This window comes from Arthrobacter sp. TB 26, assembly GCF_000427315.1.
Lineage (GTDB): Bacteria > Actinomycetota > Actinomycetes > Actinomycetales > Micrococcaceae > Arthrobacter.
The window spans coordinates 4,727-7,521 of record NZ_AUPJ01000293.1 but is presented as its reverse complement, the minus strand read 5'-3'; the positions used below and the strand labels follow the sequence as shown (position 1 = coordinate 7,521).

The 2,795-nt window shown below is 67.7% G+C and carries 3 protein-coding genes; 1 reads left to right on the top strand and 2 read right to left on the bottom strand.

The features are described 5' to 3' along the window. Both K789_RS0110495 and K789_RS0110490 read right to left on the bottom strand, forming a co-directional pair. The coding region (locus K789_RS0110495; protein ID WP_024366718.1) for a site-2 protease family protein at nucleotides 1-937 on the bottom strand (937 nt) is incomplete at its 3' end. After that, complete coding sequence (locus K789_RS0110490; protein ID WP_051180997.1) at nucleotides 930-1,679, bottom strand: HAD family hydrolase; 750 nt, start codon at nucleotides 1,677-1,679, stop codon at nucleotides 930-932. The genes K789_RS0110495 and K789_RS0110490, both read right to left, overlap by 8 nt. Before the next feature lie 130 nt (nucleotides 1,680-1,809). On the opposite strand from K789_RS0110490, the gene K789_RS0110485 reads away from it, so the two are divergent. Beyond that, nucleotides 1,810-2,715 (top strand): PAC2 family protein, encoded by a 906-nt coding sequence (locus tag K789_RS0110485; RefSeq protein WP_024366716.1) that lies wholly within the window; start codon nucleotides 1,810-1,812, stop codon nucleotides 2,713-2,715. Nucleotides 2,716-2,795 lie beyond the last annotated feature (80 nt).

Genomic DNA, 2,795 nt, shown 5'->3' with positions numbered 1-2,795 from the left:
CGACCACGGCAGCCGGGCGCCCGTCCGGACGGTAGAGCACGACGGCGGGGGCCGTCCCTGTGACGGGGTCGGGGGCCAGTGCCAGCACTTCCGCGACTGTGGCCCATTCCGGGAGGCCCACCGCCGGTTCGGCCAGCGCGCCGGCTTCCACGAGGGGCAGCCGGCCCCGCAGCCGTGCCTGCTCGATCGAGGCGGTGGCGCCCATCCAGAGGAAGCTACAGACGAGGGCCGTGATGATGATCAGCGAGTAGTCGGGCCGGCCGCCGCTGAGCAGGGGCAGGGCCACGAACCATGCCACGAGCGCGATCACGATGATCCGGCCGCCCCAGCCGGCCGCCACGGTGCCCTTTTCCTGGCTGCCCGTCAGTTTCCAGACGGCGGATTCGACCAGCCTGCCGCCGTCCAGCGGCAACCCGGGCAGGACGTTGAAGATGCTGATCAGCAGGTTGGCCCAGACGAAGATGTTGGCCAGGATGCCCGCGACGCCGGTGAGGTCGCTGCCGGTCAGCAGGAGCCAGCCGGCGGCGGCCAGGACGAAGTTCGCTGCGGGACCAGCCATCGCGACGAGGACGGAACGGCCGGGAGACGCGGTGAAACTCTCAAACTGGGTGTGGCCGCCCCAGAGATTGAGAACGATCTTTTCGCTGGGCCAGCCGAAGATTTTGGCGGTCAGCGCATGCGCGAGTTCGTGCACCAGGACCGAGACCAGCAGCAGGACGGCGTAGGCGAACGCCACAACGTACGCACCAAGGCCCAGTTCGGGGTTGTTCCTCTGCAGGACCGGGCCATACAGGATCACCGTGAACGCCGCAATGATGAACCACGAATAGGCGAGGATCACCGGGATGCCGGAGATGCGTCCCAGCGTGATGCCCTCTTTGCGTCCCTGTTTCTGGGGTTCCTGCCCGCTGCGGCCGCGGGTGTCGGTGTCAGTCATGGACGGGCACCTTCGCCGTGCCGTGTTCCAGGCCGAAGGTCGCGTCCGGGAATTCGTGGCGCAGGGCCACAAGTTCTTCGAGGTCGGACACGGTCCGGCCCGCCAGGGTGTCCCATACGGCGTGGCGCGGATCATGCGGCAGGGGCATGATGTGCGGAATGGCGACGGTCAGCACGCCGGAGGCGACGGCAGCCGCCACGCCCGGTTCGGAGTCCTCCAGCGCGATGCAGTGATGCAGGCCCAGTTCCGGGTCGTGCTCCTGCAGGAGTTCGACAGCCTTGAGGTAGGCCTCGGGGTGAGGCTTGCCCTGCGTGACGGTGTCGCCGGTGACCAGGAAATCGAAGTAGGGCTTGGGCAGGCTGGCCACGATCTCACGGGCCAGCGGGGCCTCGGACATCGTCACGAGGGCGCAGCGGACGCCCGCGGTGTGCAGTTCGTCCAGCAGTTCCCGGGCGCCGGGCCGCCAGGGCACGGACATGCGCACCTGGCTGATGACATGGGCCGTGAGGATGTCGATGATCTCCCGGCGTTCCAGCGTCACGCCGGCGTCCTGCAGGATGCCCGCGGAGAAGACCAGGGACTGGCCAACCAGCTGCATGGCCTTCTCATGGGACCACTGCCCGCCGTGCGCTTCCACCAGGGCGTGTTCGGCCTCAATCCAGTACGGCTCGGTGTCGACGATGGTGCCGTCCATGTCCCAGAGCGCGGCTTTGAGAAGGGGCTGGGAAGCTGAGGAGTGCATGCTTTCCAGTCTACGGTGCGGTCCTGTGAGGGCCCTGTTACTACGCCTTCGGCGAATATCGCCCGCGGGGCAGCCATTCCCGGCGCTTCATTCCATGCGGGGGCCGGGTCCTTGGACGTAGGGTGAAGAGATGAATAGCTTCGAGGTAGACCCCGCGGAAACGGGCGACGTGCCCGAGCCGGAACGGCTGCTGCAGCCGGTCCCTGAGGGCCGGCGCATCACAGTGATGCTCGCCGCCTTCGAAGGCTGGAACGACGCCGGGGAGGCTGCGAGCGATGCCTTGCGCTACCTGAACAAGCTCTGGGGCGGCAAGAAGGTCGGTTCGGTCGACGCCGACGAGTACTACGACTTCCAGTTCACCCGGCCCACGATCCGCCGCACCGCTTCCGGGGAGCGGAAGATCAAGTGGCCCTCAACCCGCATTTTCAAGGCCAGTGTTCCCGACTCCAACGTGGATGTCATCTTTGTCCAGGGCACGGAGCCGTCCTACAAGTGGCGGGCGTACACCGCCGAACTGCTGGTCCATGCCGAGGCGCTCCATGTCGACTACGTGATCCTGGTCGGCGCCCTCCTCGCCGACGTGCCGCACAGCCGCCCGATTCCCGTGAGCACCTCCACGGACGACCCGGCGCTGCGTGAGCGGATGGACCTTGAGGCATCGCAATACGAGGGTCCCGTCGGGATCGTCGGGGTCCTCGCGGAAGTGTCGCTTTTGGCCGGGCTGCCCACGGTCTCGCTCTGGGCCGCCGTGCCGCACTATGTGGCGCAGGCGCCCTCGCCCAAGGCCCAGCTCGCGCTGCTGCACCGGATCGAGGAGCTGCTGCAGGTACCGCTCGATACCGCGGACCTTGTCGAGGAGTCGGACGCCTGGGAGCGCGGCGTTGATGAGCTCGCCACCGAGGACCCGGAAATTGCGGCGTACGTGCGCCAGTTGGAGGAAGCGAAGGACACCGCCGACCTCCCGGAGGCCAGCGGCGAGTCGATCGCCCGGGAATTCGAGCGCTACCTCAAGCGCCGCGGCAAGGACAAGCCCTAGGGTTGGACTTCGCCGCCACCCGCGGACGCGCATGTTGCCTGGCGCTACGCAAAAGCGCTGGGGACCCCCGAATTCCGGGG